This is a genomic window from Afipia sp. GW823-FHT06G09, assembly GCF_058794875.1.
The window spans coordinates 56,174-74,591 of sequence record NZ_JBXAHF010000001.1; the positions used below are offsets into that span (position 1 = coordinate 56,174).

General features: G+C 63.1%; 18 protein-coding genes and 1 pseudogene. 8 read left to right on the forward strand and 11 right to left on the reverse strand.

Translation table 11 applies throughout. The annotated features are described in order from the left end of the window. Window positions 1-3 precede the first annotated feature (3 nt). Together AC1Q67_RS00280 and eno are read right to left on the reverse strand one after the other, a co-directional pair. A complete protein-coding gene (locus AC1Q67_RS00280; RefSeq protein ID WP_492235626.1) occupies window positions 4-1,128 on the reverse strand; it encodes a CaiB/BaiF CoA transferase family protein in 1,125 nt (374 codons plus the stop codon). A 130-nt stretch (window positions 1,129-1,258) separates the two neighbouring features. Continuing rightward, on the reverse strand, window positions 1,259-2,542 hold the full coding sequence (eno, locus tag AC1Q67_RS00285; protein WP_024575351.1) for a phosphopyruvate hydratase: 1,284 nt from the start codon (window positions 2,540-2,542) through the stop codon (window positions 1,259-1,261). A gap of 139 nt (window positions 2,543-2,681) precedes the next feature. Between eno and queF the strand changes: the two genes are divergently transcribed. Beyond that, window positions 2,682-3,161: a preQ(1) synthase gene (gene queF, locus AC1Q67_RS00290; RefSeq protein WP_492235625.1), complete on the forward strand. Its 480-nt coding sequence runs from the start codon at window positions 2,682-2,684 to the stop codon at window positions 3,159-3,161. 55 nt (window positions 3,162-3,216) lie between these two features. Here the strand turns inward: queF and AC1Q67_RS00295 are convergent, their stop codons facing one another. From AC1Q67_RS00295 to AC1Q67_RS00310, 4 genes are all read right to left on the reverse strand, one after another. Then, window positions 3,217-4,392, reverse strand: a complete 1,176-nt coding sequence (locus AC1Q67_RS00295) for an MFS transporter (protein ID WP_492235624.1) — start codon at window positions 4,390-4,392, stop codon at window positions 3,217-3,219. 41 nt (window positions 4,393-4,433) lie between these two features. Continuing rightward, entirely contained in the window at window positions 4,434-5,285 is an 852-nt protein-coding gene (kdsA, locus tag AC1Q67_RS00300; RefSeq protein ID WP_492235623.1) for a 3-deoxy-8-phosphooctulonate synthase, read from the reverse strand. Window positions 5,286-5,353: 68 nt separating this feature from the next. Beyond that, window positions 5,354-6,226, reverse strand: a complete 873-nt coding sequence (locus tag AC1Q67_RS00305) for a VOC family protein (RefSeq protein ID WP_492235622.1) — start codon at window positions 6,224-6,226, stop codon at window positions 5,354-5,356. A gap of 21 nt (window positions 6,227-6,247) precedes the next feature. Next, complete coding sequence (locus AC1Q67_RS00310) at window positions 6,248-6,580, reverse strand: NIPSNAP family protein (protein WP_492235621.1); 333 nt, start codon at window positions 6,578-6,580, stop codon at window positions 6,248-6,250. A gap of 132 nt (window positions 6,581-6,712) precedes the next feature. Here AC1Q67_RS00310 and AC1Q67_RS00315 point away from each other — a divergent pair, with 132 nt between their 5' ends. After that, window positions 6,713-7,051 (forward strand): PAAR domain-containing protein, encoded by a 339-nt coding sequence (locus tag AC1Q67_RS00315; protein WP_492235620.1) that lies wholly within the window; start codon window positions 6,713-6,715, stop codon window positions 7,049-7,051. An 11-nt stretch (window positions 7,052-7,062) separates the two neighbouring features. Here the strand turns inward: AC1Q67_RS00315 and AC1Q67_RS00320 are convergent, their stop codons facing one another. Together AC1Q67_RS00320 and AC1Q67_RS00325 are read right to left on the reverse strand one after the other, a co-directional pair. Continuing rightward, a complete protein-coding gene (locus AC1Q67_RS00320) occupies window positions 7,063-7,875 on the reverse strand; it encodes a COG3904 family protein (protein ID WP_492235619.1) in 813 nt (270 codons plus the stop codon). A 250-nt stretch (window positions 7,876-8,125) separates the two neighbouring features. Continuing rightward, window positions 8,126-8,230: pseudogene (locus tag AC1Q67_RS00325) on the reverse strand (ClpX C4-type zinc finger protein); the annotation flags it as partial. Between the two features lie 205 nt (window positions 8,231-8,435). Here AC1Q67_RS00325 and AC1Q67_RS00330 point away from each other — a divergent pair. The 3 genes from AC1Q67_RS00330 to AC1Q67_RS00340 all read left to right on the forward strand — a co-directional run bounded on the left by AC1Q67_RS00330 (window position 8,436) and on the right by AC1Q67_RS00340 (window position 11,365). After that, on the forward strand, window positions 8,436-9,110 hold the full coding sequence (locus tag AC1Q67_RS00330; RefSeq protein ID WP_492235618.1) for a response regulator transcription factor: 675 nt from the start codon (window positions 8,436-8,438) through the stop codon (window positions 9,108-9,110). Continuing rightward, on the forward strand, window positions 9,107-10,483 hold the full coding sequence (locus AC1Q67_RS00335; protein ID WP_492235617.1) for a sensor histidine kinase: 1,377 nt from the start codon (window positions 9,107-9,109) through the stop codon (window positions 10,481-10,483). Before AC1Q67_RS00330 ends, AC1Q67_RS00335 begins: the two co-directional genes overlap by 4 nt. 207 nt (window positions 10,484-10,690) lie before the next feature. Next, window positions 10,691-11,365: a class I SAM-dependent methyltransferase gene (locus tag AC1Q67_RS00340; protein ID WP_492235616.1), complete on the forward strand. Its 675-nt coding sequence runs from the start codon at window positions 10,691-10,693 to the stop codon at window positions 11,363-11,365. On the opposite strand, the gene pyrG is transcribed toward AC1Q67_RS00340, so the two are convergent. The 3 genes from pyrG to tpiA all read right to left on the reverse strand — a co-directional run bounded on the left by pyrG (window position 11,324) and on the right by tpiA (window position 14,407). Then, window positions 11,324-12,955 carry a CTP synthase gene (gene pyrG / locus AC1Q67_RS00345; RefSeq protein WP_492235615.1) on the reverse strand — a complete coding sequence of 544 codons (1,632 nt, stop codon included), beginning with the start codon at window positions 12,953-12,955 and terminating at the stop codon, window positions 11,324-11,326. The two genes, AC1Q67_RS00340 and pyrG, sit on opposite strands and share 42 nt — an antisense overlap. Before the next feature lie 174 nt (window positions 12,956-13,129). Then, window positions 13,130-13,516 carry a preprotein translocase subunit SecG gene (secG, locus tag AC1Q67_RS00350; RefSeq protein ID WP_024575338.1) on the reverse strand — a complete coding sequence of 129 codons (387 nt, stop codon included), beginning with the start codon at window positions 13,514-13,516 and terminating at the stop codon, window positions 13,130-13,132. A gap of 135 nt (window positions 13,517-13,651) precedes the next feature. After that, window positions 13,652-14,407 (reverse strand): triose-phosphate isomerase, encoded by a 756-nt coding sequence (gene tpiA, locus AC1Q67_RS00355; RefSeq protein WP_492235614.1) that lies wholly within the window; start codon window positions 14,405-14,407, stop codon window positions 13,652-13,654. 231 nt (window positions 14,408-14,638) lie between these two features. On the opposite strand from tpiA, the gene AC1Q67_RS00360 reads away from it, so the two are divergent. The 3 genes from AC1Q67_RS00360 to trpC are packed head-to-tail and all read left to right on the forward strand — an operon-like array spanning window position 14,639 to window position 18,417. Next, window positions 14,639-16,534, forward strand: coding sequence for a peptidylprolyl isomerase (locus AC1Q67_RS00360; protein WP_492235613.1), 1,896 nt, complete (start codon window positions 14,639-14,641; stop codon window positions 16,532-16,534). Window positions 16,535-16,568: 34 nt separating this feature from the next. After that, window positions 16,569-17,582, forward strand: a complete 1,014-nt coding sequence (trpD, locus tag AC1Q67_RS00365) for an anthranilate phosphoribosyltransferase (protein ID WP_492235612.1) — start codon at window positions 16,569-16,571, stop codon at window positions 17,580-17,582. A gap of 13 nt (window positions 17,583-17,595) precedes the next feature. Continuing rightward, the gene (gene trpC / locus AC1Q67_RS00370) at window positions 17,596-18,417 is read left to right on the forward strand and encodes an indole-3-glycerol phosphate synthase TrpC (protein ID WP_492235611.1); all 822 of its coding nucleotides are present in this window, start codon (window positions 17,596-17,598) and stop codon (window positions 18,415-18,417) included. Window position 18,418: the final 1 nt, after the last annotated feature.

Below are 18,418 nucleotides of genomic sequence, written 5' to 3' on the forward strand. Positions count from 1 at the left end.
CGGCTAACCCAGCAGTTCGTCGTTGTGCTGCCCCAGCCGGGGTGCGCCTGAGTGCGGATGCGGACGCTGCCCGTCGAACGAAATCGGCAAGCCCACCACCGGCAATTCGCTGCCCGGCAGCGTGCGCATCAGGTCGGACGCCTTGAACTGTTCGGTCTGCTGCAACTCCGCGATGGTGTTCACCGGGCTGGACGGCACGCCCACCGCCTCGAAGGCGGCGAGCCACTCCGCACGCGTCTTTGTCAGCAATACAGGCTTCAGCAATCCGATCAGAACGTCGCGATGGACGAACCTGTCCCTGCCTCTCGCGAACCGCGGGTCGGTGCACCATTCGGGGAATCCGAGCACGGTCGCAAGCTTGTGAAACAGCCGGTCATAGCCTGCGGCGATTACCAGCGGGTGATCGGCGGTGTCGAACACCTGATATGGCACAATGGTCGGCGTCGCCGCGCCGGTGCGCGGCGAAAGCTCCTGCGTGACGTGATAGGTCGCCAGCGATGAATCCACCCACGACGCCGCACTGTCGAGCAGCGAGGTGTCAATCACACATCCCTTGCCGGTGACGTGACGCTGCTGAAGCGCGCCGAGTGCGCCAATCACGCACCATTGAGCTGTCGCCTTGTCGTTGATCGCGGGCGCGCAGAACGTCGGCGGGTCTTCGTGACGGCCGGTCTGCATCATCACGCCGCCGAAGGCCTGAAGCAGCGGATCAAAACCCGGCGCCTTCGACAGCGGCCCCTTCGGCCCGAACGCCCAGATCGAACAGTAGATCAATCGCGGATTGATCGCGCGCATGTGCTCGGGGCCGATGCCGAGATCGTTGACCACGCCCGAGCGCAGATTCTGGATCAGGATGTCGGCATCACGAACGAGGGTCTTGAGCTTCTCGATATCATCCGCGTTCTTCATGTCGAGCGTCACCGACCGCTTGTTGCGGTTGGTGACGTGAAACATGATCGAGGCTTCTTCGATAAAGGGAGGTCCCCAGCTGCGGGCGTCGTCGCCGCCGTCGGGCTTCTCGATCTTGATGACGTCCGCGCCCATGTCGGCCATGATTGCGCCGGCCAGCGGACCCGCGAGCGCCTGCCCGATTTCGATGACTTTAATTCCGGCAAGCGGACCATTCATGGCGTATGTCTCCCGCAGCTTGATTTTCGCGGACGCCACTCAAGCGAGTGCGGCCCGCCAAGGCAAGCCGCAAGCGCGATGTGAAACGAAACCCAGCGTTGCGTCGGCACGCCTTCCGGTAGAAAGCGGTTTACGCCAGCGCCTTGAGCGCCGACCTGCCAGCGTAGACCGCCTGGTTGCCGAGCTCCTGCTCGATGCGCAGCAACTGGTTGTACTTCGCGGTGCGATCCGCGCGCGCCAGCGACCCGGTCTTGATCTGCCCGCAGTTGGTGGCAACGGCGAGGTCCGCGATGGTCGAATCTTCGGTTTCGCCGGAACGGTGCGACATCACGGCGGTGTAGGCTGCCTTGTGCGCCATCTCGACGGCGGCAAGCGTCTCGGTGAGCGAGCCGATCTGGTTGACCTTCACCAGAATGGAATTGCCGAGGCCCTTCTTGATACCGTCTGCAAGGCGCGTGACGTTGGTGACGAACAGGTCATCGCCGACGAGCTGGCATTTCGATCCGATCAGGTCGGTCAGTTCCTTCCAGCCGTCCATGTCGTCTTCGGCCATGCCGTCTTCGATCGACACGATCGGATAGCGCGACACGAGATCCGCAAGGTACTTGGCCTGCTCCGAGCGTGAGCGGGTTTTCTTCTCGCCCTCATAGACATACGAGCCGTTCTTGAAAAATTCGGTCGAGGCGCAGTCCAGCGCCAGCATGATGTCGCCGCCCGCCTTGTATCCGGCCTTGCCGATGGCGCTCATGACGAAATCGAGCGCCGCATCCGCCGACGGCAGGTTCGGTGCGAAGCCACCTTCGTCGCCGACGTTGGTATTGTGACCGGCCTTCTTCAACTCGCCCTTGAGGGTGTGGAAAATTTCCGCGCCCGCGCGAAGGCCTTCGGAAAACGACTTGGCGCCGACCGGCATCACCATGATTTCCTGGAAATCGATTGGATTGTCCGCATGCACACCACCGTTGACGATGTTCATCATCGGCACCGGAAGGACCCGTGCCGAGGTTCCGCCGACGTAGCGATAGAGCGGCATGCCGAGCGATTCAGCCGCGGCCTTGGCAACGGCGAGCGACACACCGAGAATGGCGTTGGCGCCAAGCCGGCTTTTGTTCGGGGTGCCGTCGAGATCGATCATGGTCTGGTCGATCTGAACCTGCTGCTCGGCCTCCATGCCGCCGATGGCGTCGAAAATCTCACCGTTGACCGCCTCGACAGCCTTCTGCACGCCCTTGCCGAGATACCGGCCCTTGTCGCCATCGCGCAGTTCGACAGCTTCATGTGCGCCCGTGGAAGCGCCCGAGGGAACGGCGGCGCGGCCCAGCGAACCGTCTTCCAGCACCACATCGACCTCAACGGTCGGATTGCCGCGGCTGTCCAGAATTTCGCGGCCGATGATGTCGACGATGGCGGTCATGTGCATCCTCTCAGGGCGTGGGATTGAAGATTGGGGCAGCTTCTACAGGAACGCGCCGCGCTCGAAAAGGCCAACCGAAGTCTTTGATCCCGTGACGTTTTGATCAGGAATCGCTATCAGGGGATAAATGGAGATACCGATGTCCAGAAAGCCCCGCATCACCAAGACCGCCGCGCCCTCGTTGCAGCTCGGCCAGCAGGTCGAAACACCTGCCTCGCCCGAACAGGCGCAGCTCGACCGGGTGCCGAATCCGCATACCGACACGAATTATGTCGCACGTTTCACGATGCCGGAATTCACCTCGATCTGCCCGGTCACCGGCCAGCCGGATTTCGCCATTCTCGTCATCGATTACGTGCCAAATAAATGGCTCGTGGAGTCGAAGTCGCTGAAGCTCTATCTCAACAGCTTCCGCAACGTCGGCTCGTTCCATGAAGATTGCACGGTGTCCATCGGCAAGCGGCTGACGAAACTATTGGCGCCGCGCTGGCTTCGGATCGGCGGATATTTCTATCCACGCGGGGGCATGCCGATCGATGTGTTCTGGCAGGCTGGAAAACTTCCGGCGAATGTATGGATGCCGGATCAGGGCGTCCCGCCCTATCGCGGACGGGGATGATCTACTTGCGCATGATCTGGTCGGAAAACTGGTTCCTGCTTTTCTGGATCATGCGCTAGATATCCGCCATCTCCCCCGGCTTCTGATGCAGCAGCCGCGCGGCCACGATGCCGAGCACGAGGATGACCATCGCGCTCATGATCAGCGTCGCCTGCTTGCCGGCATGCGCCAGCGTAAAGCCGTAGACGATCGGCCCCACCGCCTGCCCCATGAAGAAGCAGAACGCATGCAGCGACATCGCCGAGGCGCGCGCCTCGGGCGCGAGATCGCTGGAGAACACCTGCAACGAGCCGTGCAGCGAATAGAACCCCCAGCCCATGATGAGGAACGAGATCGCCTGGATCTCCCACCGCGGCCCGAACGCGATAATCACGAACTGCAGCGCCACGACCACGGCGCCGCCGATCATCAAGCCGTTGACGCCAAATCGCGGCAGCAGCCGCGCGACGCTCATGCTGTAAAGCAACCCGCCCAGCGCGAATGCGGCGATCACGACGCCCGGTATCGACGCGCGGGTTTCGCCGAGTTCGAACAGAAACGCGGCGACGAACGGGAAAAGACCGAGAACGCAGATTCCCTCGATAAAGACCGCGGTGAAACACACCCGCGCATTGGGATTGTGCAGGATCGTGCGATAGCCGTCTTTCAGCGACTTGAAGCTGACTCCGCTTCGCGGACTGGTCACGCCGCCGCGCCGGAAGCCCATGAACACCGCCACCGACGCAACCACCATGATCACGCCGAGAACTGCCAGAACGCCGCGCCATCCGAGAAAGTCGCCGATCACCCCGGCCGCCGACGCCCCCAGAAGGTTTCCGGTCATGGCGCCTGCCAGCACACGGCTCAGCGCCACTTGTCTTTGCGCCGTCGGCACCAGATCGCCGGTCAATCCGAATGCGATCGGGAATGTACCTCCCGCGGCGATGCCGCAGAGGATGCGGGACAGGAACAGCATTTCGAACGAGGTCGCCATCGCCCCGACGATGTTGGCAGCGCCGAGCAGAACCAGACACGCGATCATCAACCGGGGCTTGCCGAACATGTCGGCCGCGGCACCGAGGATCGGCTGCACAATGGCGAATGTCAGCGCGACGGCTGCCGACAGGCTCGCTGCGGTCGCGACCGTGACGCCGAAATCGCCAGCCACGAGCGGCAGCACCGGCTCCATCGCACGCGACGAAAGGGCCGATGCGAACGTCGTCGCGGCGATGACATTGAGGATCGGCAGCATCAGGACTTCGTTCGTTCCTTTAACGCCGCGCCGGCGCAGGCCTAGCGCGCTCCGCTCTTTGCGAGCGCATCAAATCCCATCAGATTTTTCACCAGTGCCTCGAAATCCTTCAGCGGCACCATGTTCGGCCCGTCCGACGGCGCGTTGTCGGGATCGGGATGCGTCTCGATGAACACACCCGCGACGCCAACGGCCACGGCAGCGCGCGCCAGCACCGGCACGAACTCCCGTTCGCCGCCGGATGAAGTCCCCTTGCCGCCCGGCTGCTGCACCGAGTGGGTCGCATCGAAGATCACCGGCGCACCGGTGGTGCGCGCAAGGATCGGCAGCGCCCGCATGTCGGAGACCAATGTGTTGTAACCGAACGATGCGCCGCGTTCGGTCACCATGACATTCGGATTGCCGCCCCCGGTGACCTTGCCGACGACGTTGGCCATGTCCCACGGCGCGAGGAACTGGCCCTTCTTCACATTCACGATCTTGCCGGTCGCCGCGGCCGCCAGCAGCAGGTCGGTCTGACGGCAGAGGAACGCCGGGATCTGCAACACGTCGACCGCCTCGGCCACGGGCGCGCATTGTTCGGCTTCGTGGACATCGGTCAGCACCGGCAGACCGAGTGTTTCGCGAATTTCGGCAAAGATCGGCAGCGCCTTCTCGAGGCCCATGCCGCGCGCGCCGGACGCGCTGGTGCGGTTGGCCTTGTCGAACGAGGTCTTGTAGACGAGCCCGATCTTGAGGCGCGCGGCGATCTCCTTCAGCGCGGAAGCCACTTCAAGCCCGTGCGCGCGGCTCTCCAACTGGCACGGCCCGGCGATCACCGCCAAAGGCAGCGCGTTGCCGAACTTGACGTTGCCTGCGGAAACCACCGGGGCCGCGGAAATCTTGGCGTTCAAAGGGTGTCCCTTTTCAGAAAATCGGTTGGACCATGCCGGTGAGGGAGTGCCCGATCAAGTCCGGCCCGTCAAATCCCGGCCGGTGTCTCGAATATCAGGGTTGCGCCAAAGGCTGCCTTAGGCGGCACCACCAGCCGGCCGATGTGCCGGTTCGAGGCCACCCCGCCGCTTTTGAGGACCCGTTCGGTAGCCTCGATGTCTGGCACCGCGAGGCGCAGCCCTTTGATCGAAGCGCCCTCGCCATCCAGTTTCGGCAAGGTTCCAAACTGGTCGCGGAACGACACCGCTTCGATGATCTCGACATCGCCGCGCGGGGTGTTTGCGGTGACGCCGATCGAACTGGAATGGAGATCGCGCACCCCGGTCAGTGCACCGAGGAAAATATGATGATCAGCGGGATTGTCTGCGACAAGGACCGCGCCGAGAACGCTGCTCGCGCCATTGGCATGCTGCTGATAGTCCGGTTTCCAGAACGCGGCCGGATTGTGCTGCTTGCAGGTGAAGAACGTCGTGTGGGGCGACAGTGCATCACGCGCGAAGGCGAGCGAAAAACCGACGGTCGTAGCGCTTCCATCAGGCAGCTTCGCCTCGCGCGAAAACGGCAACGACTTCGATGCACCAATGCCATGTCGCGCGAAGTCGGCGACATCGGCCTCGCTGTCGGTGCTCTCAAGCACCAGCATCGAGAAGCCATCGCCGCGCGCGATCGCTTCACGGTTGGGAGTGCCGAAATGCAGCGACAGGCCGTCGTCTCCGAGCTTCTCGGGTTCGGCGACCGTGAGAATCTCGATGAAGAAACCGGGAAACTGCACCACATGATTGTGCGTGCCCCACGGATGCCGGTTGCGCGCGCCGACCGTGAAGCCGGCGCGGCGGTAGAAATCCGCCGCGGCATCGAGATCGCGGACGGCATGGACGATGTGATCGAGACCGCGGGACATGACCGATGCGCGGAGGCGCCCTCACTTCACCGAGGAAAATGCCGTCGGCGCCAGAAACTGGCTGACGATGTTCTCGACGATCTGACCGTTCTTCTCGGTCTCGGCGCGGGTGGATATCCAGACCGGATCAGTCGAAAATGCAGTCCATTTCTGCTCGCGCTCCGCAAGCGAGTCCCACGCCAGGAAGTATGTCAGTTCCTGATTGGACTGGCCGACCACCGTGGTGAAAAAACCGGCCTGACGAATGCCATGCTTTTCCCAAATCTTCAGCGTGTGGTTCTGAAAACGATTCATCAGATCGGGAAGCCGTCCCGGAAGGCAGCGATAAACGCGCATTTCATAGATTTTGCTCATGGGCCCCTCTTGTTGATTGAACCGGCGGACGAATTACGCCGACTGGATTATGCAGGCTCTCAGGGAACGGCATATAGTGGCCTGAGCGATCCGTTATCAAGCGCTTCTCGAGGACCAATGCGAGAACTATTCATGCAAAAGACTTTGCTTGGCCTGACGCTGGCCATCGCGGCATCCGGCTTGATAACATCCGCTCCTGCGCAGTCACCCGGAGCGCCCGGCGTGGTCACAGGTGGCGCAGGCGGTGTCACCTTCAACGGCAAGCCCGCCGCGCGGCAGGGCGATACCACCAGCGACGGCAGCGTGATTGTCGAAGGCTCTCCAAACGTCTTCATCAACGGCAAGCCTGCGGCTGTGATGAGCGGCAAGACCGGATGCGGCGGCGTTGTGGTTGGCGGCGCAGGTGGCATCTATATCAACGGCAAGCCCGCGGCGCGCACCGGCGATCAGACCTCGGGCTGTCCGAAGTAGGCTTTGCGTTCTCAGCTTCCTGCGTAACGCGCCGTGACCAGGTTCATCTCGAATGCCTCTTTCTCGGTAAGCCAGCGGATATCCTTGCTCGCCGTCATCGCCTGCATGATCGACGGCGAAACACCCATCTGTGTCATGTAGTCGAGAATGATGCCGGTGGTGCGCTGAGTCCGCGAGACCAGATCGCCCGCCGATTCATCGCCTTTCGCCCCTGTGCTGCTGAACTGGTGAACGCCGAGCATGGAACGCGGCATCGCCTCGCGGACCTTGCCGCCTGCGAAGACAAACACGCATGCGCTGGCGCAGCGCGCTGGTTGCGGACGCCCGCTGGAATCGACTCTCCCGACCACCGTCGTCAGTCCGCGCGAACGGACCACCGCCCCCATGATCAGGCCCTGATCGAGCGCGCCGCCCGGCGACGACAGGAAGACCACATCGCCGCTGGTGAGCTTGGCCGCGTCGAGTTGTTCACGAAACCAGCTCGCGGACGCAGGTCCGATCCGCCCGTCGATGGCGAGCCCCCTCCGGCCGTCGGCCACGCTGACCGTCGAAGCGGTCATGCTGGGCGAACCGAAAAACTCTCTCCAATAGGACCATGCGCCCGGCGACGAGATATCCCGATATGCAGGAAGGAGGACGCCCGCCAACAGAAGACCCGCGAAGATCACGGACGCCAACATCCCCGAGCCGCGCCCGCGCCTCCTGACAGGAACGGGTGGCTGGTCACCCGGCACGTCCGGCTGCCGGTCAGCCGGACGTTCTCCCCATGGCCGCACCGGATCGTCCGTCGATTGAAGAGGCGGCGGTTTTATTTTGGGAGTCATACTCGACCCGATCCCGATTCTCGTCTCAGGAGAACCGCTCCCATGCCGCCTGCCGGGAAACCCCGAGCGCCCTGCCGATCGCCTCCCATGTCACTTCCCGCTTGCGCAGCGTTGCGACGTGCGACGCCAAGTGATCGCCGGCGGCGTCCGCGATGGCCGATGTGCGCGGAAGTTGTTCAAGCAGGAATTCGTCGGAACACTTGTCCCAATCCGTTTGCTCGGGCGACGCCTCGCCGCTGATAAACTTGGTGCAGACAGCGACGCACTCATTACAGATGAAAACGGTCGGACCGGCTATCAGCGTTTTGACGGCGTCCTTCGACTTGCCGCAGAATGAGCAGAATAAAATGTCTATGGGCGCTTTTGGAGCAGCGGCTTCAGACTTTCCAGCCACGGCATGGCCTCCGTCAAGGATATCTTGACAGTATGTCCGCCTTTATAAATCCGTCAAGGATCGCTTGACGGCGGTTTGGCGGTGTTGTCGATAGCCGTTATCCAGTTCCCGCAATGCAGCCGCAATGCACGTGCTCTAGGACATCTCTCATGAGCGAGTGCACGTAATGCGAATCCTGCTGGTGGAAGACGAACCGGAAATGGCTGCCGCCCTGTCCGCCGCGCTGAAGGGCTATGACATGGTGGTCGACCATGTGCCGACCCTTGCCGACGCAGAAGAAGCCATCGCGGCCGATGTCCATGCCGCCGTTCTGCTCGACCGCCGGTTGCCCGATGGCGATGGTCTCTCGCTGATTCCAAAGGTTCGGGCCCGAGCCGACGGCATCCCCATCATCGTCCTGACCGCGCGCGGCGATCTCGCGGACCGCATTGCCGGTCTCGACAGCGGCGCGGATGATTATCTGACGAAACCGTTTTCCGTCGAAGAACTGCTGGCGAGGCTGCGCGCGGTACTACGCCGGCCTGCGGGCCTTCAGTCCGATCACATGCGGGCCGGTCGCCTCACCTTCGATTTCAGCCACCGCGAGGCCAGCGTTGAGGGGCGTTTGCTGGAGTTGCCGCGCCGTGAATTGCTCGTTCTGGAAGCCTTGCTGCGGCGTCTGGGCCGAACCGTGCTAAGGCCGACCCTTGAAGAGGCCGTCTACAACTTCGATGACGAGATTCAGTCGAATGCGCTGGACACGCATGTATCGCGGCTTCGGCGGAAACTCACCGACGCGAACGCCGGCGTCGAAATTCACGGCATTCGCGGCGTCGGCTATTTGTTGAAGCAGCAGACATGACGCTGCAATCGACCTCGCCTTCCCTGAAATCGCGGCTGGTCTGGCGCTTGGTGCCGTTGCAGGCCGCGCTGCTGGCGCTTCTCGTTCTGCTGATCGTCGGTACGTTGTGGGGCACGGGTCTTCTTCTCGACAACCGCGACGAAGAGCATGCCATCGATGTCCTTCAAAAGGCTGTCGAGCGCGACGCAGAGGGCAAGCTTGATCTGGTCTCGACGCCGCAACTTAAGAAGTTGCGGTCCGATGTTCCCGATCTCTGGTTCGTCATCCGGGATCGGCAGGGACAATCCCTGTCGGAGGGGTCCGTCCCGCTCGAGTTCGCGCAGATCGGCGGCGCGCTTGACCACATCAGTCAGGCCCGGCTTGGCTGGCAGATGTTGAATGACGATCCGCGCAAACCCGCTGCGCGGTTGAAGCGCGTCGAAACCGCCGCAGGCAACGTGCAGATACTGACGGCGACGCAGGGCGACATGTCCGCCGGCAAGGCTGCGTTGGTAGCGTTCATGGTGTTCGTCGGCTTCGCACTGCCGAGCCTGTTGCTCATGACCCTGACAACCGTCATCGCAACACCGATCGTGGTTCGCCGCGCCCTTACCGGCCTGGACGCCGCAGCCGATCAGGCCCGTCGCATTGATATTGACAAGCGCGGCGCCAGATTGCCGCTCGAGGATGTTCCCGCTGAAGTCGCACCGCTGGTCAACGCCGTGAACGATGCACTCGTGCGGCTCGACGAGGGATATGCTCGCCACAAGCGTTTTACCGCTGATGCTGCCCATGAGCTTCGCACACCGATCGCCATCCTGAGCACGCGGCTCGAGTCATTGCCGCAGGGCCCGGACAAGACGCGCCTGATGGAGGATGCAGCCCGCCTGGCAACGCTGGCCGAGCAACTGCTCGACATTCAGCGGCTCGACCAGAACCGAACGCCATTCTCCCGGGTTGATCTCGTGGCGGTCGGGCGGCGCGTCGTTGCCGACCTTGCGCCGCTCGCAATCGCTGCGGGCTACGACATATCATTCGAGGCCGCGGCCGAGCCGGTTGAAACGCTTGGAGACCAGACCGCGCTTGAGCGAGCAATCACCAATCTGGTGCAGAATGCGATCGAACACGCGGGTCACCAGGGCACAATCAGCGTCAGGGTTACATTCCCCTGCACCATCGACGTCATCGATCAGGGAATGGGCATACCTGCGGAACAGCGCGCACGCATCTTCGAGCCTTTCTACAGGATTCAGCCGCTCGACCGCGGCGCAGGGCTCGGACTTAATCTCGTCCGCGAAATCGTTCACCTGCATCGGGGATACGTGACCGTGCTCGACAATCAGCACGGCGGCGCCTGTTTCAGGATAACACTGCCGGCCATTTTTTCTCCGTAGCACGACAGTCACACACGCAACCTCCGCGCCGGCGCATCGCGCGCGAATGCGTCCGCCTCACTCGATCCTCGAGTCACTCCTCCGCAAGACGTCACGCAATGTTGTCGCAATGCACGGCCGCGATATTGCGCGCGTCCCGTCATCGGTTGCGATTCGGGACGGCACACGAGCGGCACCGCCCGCTCGTCAATTCGTTCTGGAGCATCAATGCCGCAAGATTTTCTGTCGTTCTTTCTCGCCTGGATGTCCGCCCCCGGCCGTGTCGGCGCAATCGCCCCGTCCGGCGAGGCGCTGGCCAACCTGATCACCAGCGAGATCACACCATCGACCGGTCCGATCATCGAACTTGGACCGGGCACGGGCGCATTCACCTACAAGCTGCTAGAACGCGGCGTGCGTCAGGAGAACCTTACGCTGATCGAATACGGCTCCGACTTCATGAGGCTGCTGCAGGTCCGCTTCCCCGGCGCGCGGGTGCTCTGGATGGACGCGGGCCGGCTGGCGGGCAGTGCATTGTTCGAGGGCGCGCCTGTGGGCGCAGTCGTCAGCGGCCTTCCGCTTCTGAACATGTCGACCCGAAAGATCGTGTCGATTGTCGGCGGCGCGTTCAGCTACATCCGCCCCGGCGGCGCATTCTACCAGTTCACCTACGGCATGACCTGCCCGGTGCCGCGCCCCATTCTCGACAGGCTCGGCCTGAAGGCGACATTGCTCGACCGGGCCATGCTGAATGTGCCGCCGGCTGCGGTCTATCGCCTGACGCGACGGCCGCAGTGCAGGCTGACTGGCAACAGCGCCGTTACATCGAGCAAAAGCGATGCGCTCAAAAATGGTGAAGGCTTAGACCAGCCGGCTCTGGACCATCGCCGCCTGTACGAATGACGCGAACAGCGGATGCGGCTCGAACGGACGCGATTTCAGTTCGGGGTGGTACTGCACCCCGATGAACCACGGATGGTCCTCGTACTCGACGATTTCCGGCAGCACGCCGTCCGGCGACATGCCCGAGAAGCGCAGGCCGTGCTGTTCGAGGCGATCCTTGTAGGCGGTGTTGACCTCGTAGCGGTGACGATGCCGCTCGGAAATTTCCAGCGCCCCGCCGTAAACTTCCGAGACGCGGCTGCCCTTCTTCAGCGAGGCGGGATAGGCGCCGAGCCGCATGGTGCCGCCGAGGTCGCCTGCCTTGCTGCGCTTTTCGAGCTCATTGCCGCGCAGCCACTCAGTCATCAGGCCGACCAGCGGCTCCTTCGTGGGGCCGAATTCGCTTGAGTTGGCATCCTCGATGCCGACCAGATTGCGTGCGGCCTCGATCACCGCCATCTGCATGCCGAAGCAGATGCCGAAATACGGCACATCGCGCTCGCGCGCAAAACGCGCCGCCTTGATCTTGCCTTCCGCACCGCGCTGGCCGAAGCCGCCTGGCACCAGAATGCCGTTGACGTGTTCGAGGAACGGCGCGGGATCTTCGTTCTCGAAAACCTCGGACTCGATCCAGTCGAGATTGACCTTCACCTTGTTGGCGATGCCGCCGTGCGACAACGCCTCGATCAGCGATTTGTAGGCATCCTTCATGCCGGTGTACTTGCCGACGATGGCGATGGTCACCTGGCCTTCGGGATTGCGGATGCGCTCGTTGATGGTGTGCCAGCTTTCCAGCTTGGGCGGCTTGATATCAACGATGCCGAACGCGGCCAGCACTTCGTCGTCAAGCCCGGCGGCGTGATAGGCCTCGGGCACCGCGTAGATGTTGTCGACATCGCGCGCCTCGATCACGGCGGATTCGCGCACGTTACAGAACAACGCCAGCTTGCGGCGCTCTTCCTTCGGAATTTCGCGGTCGGTGCGGCACAGAAGAATGTCCGGCTGGATACCGATGGAGCGCAGTTCCTTGACCGAATGCTGGGTCGGCTTGGTCTTCAGTTCACCGGCGCTCGGGATGTACGGCAGCAGCGTCAGGTGGATGTAGATCACCTCGCCGCGCGGCAGGTCGTTCTTCACCTGGCGGATCGCCTCGAAGAACGGCAGGCCCTCGATGTCGCCGACAGTACCGCCGACTTCGCAGAGCACGAAGTCGTAGCCCTCGTTGCCGCCGAGGATGAATTCCTTGATGGCATTGGTGACGTGGGGAATCACCTGCACGGTCGCGCCGAGATAGTCGCCGCGGCGTTCCTTGTTCAGGATGTCCTGATAGATGCGCCCGGTGGTGATGTTGTCCTGCTTGGTCGCGGGACGGCCGGTGAAGCGCTCGTAGTGACCGAGATCGAGATCGGTCTCGGCGCCATCATCGGTCACGAACACTTCGCCGTGCTGGTACGGCGACATCGTTCCGGGATCGAGATTGAGATAGGGATCGAGCTTGCGAAGGCGGACCTTGTAGCCTCGTGACTGCAGAACAGCGCCGAGCGCCGCTGAAGCCAGACCCTTGCCGAGCGAGGAGACCACGCCGCCGGTGATGAAAATATACCGCGTCATGGGATTCTACCTTTAGCTCCGCCGGTGTGATTCGCAAAACGAAACCCACGCGCGCATCGGGATTCCAATGCGCTGTGGGTAGCCCTGATATGGAAGTTCAGTCAGTAACTTGGAAGGCAATTCTCAGATGTGCAGGCAAGCGGCTCACGCATGACTGCACAGCATTTGTCTGGATTACTTGGACTGCGGCGCCTGCGGTGCGGCCGGAGCCGAAGGAGCAGCCGGTGCATCCGGCTTCTTGAGCGAGTCGAGCAGACCGCCGACCGGAGCCTGCGGCGCGCCACCCGGCTGCGAGATCGGCGCAGGGCTGGTGTTGAGAATCGACGCGGGCTTGCGCTCGTAGCTCGCGAGCCACGACAGGAACAGGCTGGTGATGAAGAAGCCCGTCGCCAGAATGGCCGTGGTGCGGGTCAGCAGGTTGGTCGTACCGCGGCTGGACATGAAGCCGCCGCCACCACCACCTCCGACGCCGAGGCCGCCGCCTTCCGAGCGCTGCAACAGCACGACGCCGATCAGGCCAAGGACGAGCATGAGATGGATGACGATAATGACAGTCTGCATCGTTACCTTCCGTCACAAGCCTCCAGCGCCGGGAGCCGGTCGCGTCGGTGCTTGCGGGGGTTGAAGTTGCGCGGTCTGTACACGATTGCGGGGGTGATTGTCACCCCCGACAGACCGCTCAGGATTGCGGGAGATTTAGGGGCACGCCGCCGCAATCGCAAGGAAATCAGCTGCTTTCAGGCTGGCGCCACCCACCAGGGCACCGTCCACGTTGGCGACGGCCATCAATTCGGCCGCGTTCGACGGCTTTACGGAACCTCCGTAGAGAATGCGCAAATTGCCGCCCTCACCCTTGAACCGATCTTTCAGCTTGGCCCGGATAAACCCATGGACTTCCTCGACATCTTTCGTCGTCGGGGTGCGTCCGGTTCCAATGGCCCAAACCGGCTCGTAGGCGACCACCAAGTTGACTGCCGTCGTCCCGTCCGGAAGCGATCCGGCAAGCTGACGCCCGACCACATCCAGCGCCTGTCCGGCATCGCGCTCGGCCTGCGTTTCACCGACGCAGACGATGGCGACAAGGCCTGCGCGCCAGGCCGCCTCGGCCTTCTGACGCACGAGCGCATCACTCTCGTGATGATCCGTGCGGCGTTCGGAATGCCCGACGATGATCGCCGTTGCTCCGGCATCCGCCAGCATTTCCGCCGAAATATCGCCGGTGTGAGCGCCGGATGGCGCGGGATGACAATCCTGCGCCCCGATTGCGACCTTCGATCCGATCACCACCGCCGCGGACGTGAACATCAGCGTCGCGGGAGGACAGATCAGGAGATCGGCCTTGCGCCAGATATCCCCCGCGCCTTGCGCGATGGCCCCAAGCTCGCTCATCGAAGCCTTGAGGCCGTTCATCTTCCAGTTCCCGGCGATCAGGGGGCGGCGCGTGTCGGTCATCGTTGATCTCACCTTGTAATTGGTCGATTTGCGCTAGCAGAGGGTGCCCACAGACGCCAGTTCCCCGGCGCCGTTTCCACATTGCAGAAGGTTAACCGCGCTGAAGCGCCGCCGTCTGTATGGTTGCTAGGGAACCGGCACCCCTTTATATGTTGGCGAAACAACGCGGTAATGCCTCTGCGGCGGACCGCCCCACCCCCTGAACATCAAGTTGGACCCATGCTCCGAGGAATGCGTAAAGCCTCATCGAATTGGCTCGGCAAGACGGTGATGTCCGTCATGTTCGGCGTGCTGATCATCAGTTTCGGCATCTGGGGCATCGCCGACATCTTCAAGGGATTCGGACAGGCATCGCTCGCCAAGATCGGCAGCACCGAAATCACCACTGAACAGTTCCGGAATCTGTTCACCGACAAGGTCCAGCAGATCGGCCGCCGCTTTGGCCGGCCTCTGACCATGGAGCAGGCGCGCACCTTCGGCCTCGACCGTCAGGTGCTTCAGGAGGTCATCTCCGATGCTGCCCTGGACGAGACCGCGCGCCGCATGGGGCTTGGACAGTCCGACGCGGATATCGTGCGCGCCATTTCGAGCGACCCGACCTTCAGGGGGCTCGACGGCAAGTTCGACCATGAGCGGTTCGTGCAGACGATCCGCCAGGCCGGCTACACCGAACAGCGCTTCATCGCCGAACAGCGCCGCGTGGCGATGCGCCGCCAACTCACAGGCACCATCGTCGCCGGCCTCGAGCCGACGAAGACCCAGGTCGAAGCGCTGGTCCGTTTCCAGAACGAGCAGCGCTCGGCCAACTACGTCAAGCTGACCGCCGCGCAGGCCGGCACCATCGCGCCGCCCTCGCCCGAAGCGCTGGCGACCTATTTCGACGAACGCAAGCAACTGTTCAGGGCGCCGGAGTATCGCAAGATCGCCGTGCTTGCTCTCACACCGGACGAACTCGCCAAGTCGATCACGGTGTCCGACGAGGACGCAAAGAAGGTCTTCGAGCAGCGCCGCGAACGGTACGCGACGCCGGAGAAGCGCCAGATTTTCCAGATTCCGTTCCCGAATGCCGACGAAGCCAAGGCGGCGCGCGAGCGCATCGCCGCCGGAACGTCGTTCGAGGACATCGCCAAGGAACGCAAGCTGACCACGGCCGACACCGATCTCGGCAATGTCGCGAAGGCCTCAATCGGCGATTCCGCGATCGCCGACGCCGCATTCGCGCTCGCGCCGGACACCGTGAGCCAGCCGGTCAAAGGCACCCTCATCACAGCGCTGCTCAAAGTCACCAAGGTCGAACCCGGCACCAACCCGACCTATGAGACCGTTGCACCGACGATCAAGCGCGAGATCGCGCTGGAGCGTGCGCGGGCCCAGATGCAGGACCTGCACAACAAGATCGAGGATGAACGCGGCGGCGGATCGAATATCGCCGAAGCCGCCCAGAAGCTCGGGCTGAAGGCCACCACGATTGAAGCCATCGACCGCTCCGGCCGCGGACCGGACGGCAAGCCGGTCACCGGATTGCCGCAGGGCATCGATCTCGTGTCGCCCGCGTTCGCCAGCAACATCGGCGTCGAGAACGAGCCCGTGCAGTACAACGGCGGCGAGTTGTGGTTCGACGTGCTCGGTGTCACGCCCTCGCGCGACCGCACCCTGGACGAAGTGAAGGATCAGGTCGAAGCGCGCTGGCGCGACGAACAAATCTCGACCCGCCTTCGCGCCAAGGCCGCCGAGATCGTCGGAAAGCTGGAAAAGGGCGCGGCCTTCGACGCCGAGGCCGCGGCTGCAGGACTCAAGGTCGAGACGGCCAAGCTGTTCAAGCGCGACACCGACGCCAAGGATATTCCTGAGCGGCTGGTGGCGGCTGTGTTCCGCACCCCGAAGGACGGCGTCGGTCAGACCGAAGGCAGCGGTGCGAGCGAATGGATCGTGTTCAAGGTCACAGATGTCGTGGTGCCGCCGGTCGACATGGCATCCGAGGACGTCAAGAAGCTGACCGAGAGCCTTCGCCGCGCGCAGATGGAAGAGCAACTGACGGCCTATATCGCAAAGCTCGAAACCGATATCGGCGTGACCATCAACCAGAACGCGTTTGCCGTGGCGACCGGCGCCTCAGCCGCTCAGTGATGTTGGGATAAAAGCTCATTTGAGCGGAAGTTATATGGACGACCTGAAAGCCATTATCGGAAAAGTCGCCACCGGCGCGGCCCTGTCGCGTGACGAGGCAGCCTCCGCGTTCGATCGCATGATGTCCGGCGAAGCAACGCCCTCGCAGATGGGCGCCCTGCTGATGGGCCTGCGTGTGCGCGGCGAAACCGTGGACGAGATCACCGGCGCGGTCTCGGCGATGCGCTCCAAGATGCTGACCGTGAAGGCGCCTGCCGACGCGGTCGATATCGTCGGCACCGGCGGGGACGGCTCCGGCTCCGTGAATGTCTCGACCTGCGCGTCGTTCATTCTTGCCGGCGCCGGCGTTCCCGTGGCCAAGCACGGCAACCGGGCGCTGTCGTCGAAATCAGGCGCGGCCGACGCGCTGGCCGCGCTCGGCGTTAACATCAACATCGCGCCGGAAGGCGTTGGCCGCTGCATCGCCGAGGCAGGCATCGGCTTCATGTTCGCGCCGACGCATCACCCGGCGATGAAGAACGTCGGTCCCACCCGCGTCGAACTCGCCACCCGCACCATCTTCAACCTGCTCGGGCCGCTGTCCAATCCGGCCGGCGTCAAGCGGCAGATGGTCGGCGTGTTCTCCAAGCACTGGGTCGAGCCGCTGGCGCAGGTACTGAAAAATCTTGGCGCTGAATCCGTCTGGGTCGTGCACGGCTCCGACGGCCTCGACGAGATCACCCTCACGGGCCCGACCTTCGTCGCGGCTCTCGAAAAGGGCAACATCCGCACATTTGAAGTCACGCCCGAGGACGGCGGACTTCCGCGCGCGACGGCTGCGGAACTCAAGGGCGGCGACGCCGAGGCCAATGCCAGGGCGCTTCGCGACGTGCTGGAGGGCGAGAAGAACGCCTACCGCAATGTCTCGCTATTGAATGCCGCGGCTGCGCTCGTGGTTGCAGGCAAGGCCAAGGACCTGAAGGAAGGCATTGCGCTCGGCACCAAGGCGCTGGACACTGGTGCGGCGGCGGACAGGCTCAAGCGCCTTGTCGCCGTCTCCAATGCTTGAGGAGCCAATACCCTTGTCGGATATCCTCGATAAAATCGAAACCTACAAGCGCGAGGAAATCGCCGCCGCCAAGCGCGCTGTTCCTCTCAGCGAGATGGAGGCGCGTGCCAAGGCAGCGCCCGCACCGCGCGGTTTCGTCAACGCCATTCGCGCGAAGCACGCCAACGGCGACTATGCACTGATCGCAGAGATCAAGAAGGCCTCGCCGTCGAAGGGACTCATTCGCGCCGACTTCGATCCGCCTCTTCTCGCCAAAGCTTATGAAGCCGGTGGAGCGGCGTGTCTTTCGGTGCTGACCGATACGCCCTCGTTCCAGGGCTCGCTCGCATTCATGGTCGCCGCGCGTGCAGCCGTTTCCCTCCCGGTGCTGCGCAAGGACTTCATGTACGACACCTATCAGGTGACCGAAGCCCGGACGCACGGCGCCGACTGTATCCTGATCATCATGGCGGCGCTCGACGACGCGGCAGCAAAGGACATCGAGGATGCCGCCTTCGCCCACGGCATGGACGTGCTGCTCGAGGTGCACAATCGTGAGGAACTCGACCGCGCGTTGAAGCTGAAATCGCCGCTGCTCGGCGTGAACAACCGCAATCTGCGGACATTCGAGGTCACGCTTGCGACCAGCGAAGAGCTTGCACCGCTGATCCCGAAGGATCGCATCAGCGTCGGCGAAAGCGGCATCTTCGCGCCTGACGATCTTGCACGGCTTGCGGGTGTGGGCATGAACACGTTCCTCGTCGGCGAAAGCCTGATGCGCCAGGCCGACGTGACGGCTGCGACGCGTACGTTGCTTGCCCGCAGCGATGCACAACGCGCCACCGGGACGCGCTGAG